The organism is Leucobacter japonicus, from assembly GCF_001273855.1.
Taxonomy (GTDB): Bacteria; Actinomycetota; Actinomycetes; order Actinomycetales; family Microbacteriaceae; genus Leucobacter; species Leucobacter japonicus.
On sequence record NZ_JHBX01000125.1, the window covers coordinates 1 to 238 of the forward strand.

The 238-nt window shown below is 73.1% G+C and carries 1 protein-coding gene; it reads right to left on the minus strand.

From position 1 onward, the window contains the following. Positions 1–61 precede the first annotated feature (61 nt). On the minus strand, positions 62–220 hold the full coding sequence (locus tag AMS67_RS16940) for an iron chelate uptake ABC transporter family permease subunit (RefSeq protein ID WP_156316664.1): 159 nt from the start codon (positions 218–220) through the stop codon (positions 62–64). Positions 221–238: the final 18 nt, after the last annotated feature.

Below are 238 nucleotides of genomic sequence, written 5' to 3' on the forward strand. Positions count from 1 at the left end.
CTCTCCGGCGGAGACGCCGCAGGGCTCGCGTGCGATGCGGCGCCGGCCGGTGGTACCCCGCTCACAGCGCCGCGATCCTTCGCCGCCGCACGATGTACACGAAGACCGGTGCACCGACGAGCGCGGCGATGACCCCGACCGGAACTTCCTCGGGGACGACCACGCGCGCGATGATGTCGGCGCCGAGCAGCCACACGGGCCCCAGCAGCGCCGAGAACACGGTGACCCAGCGCTAGCC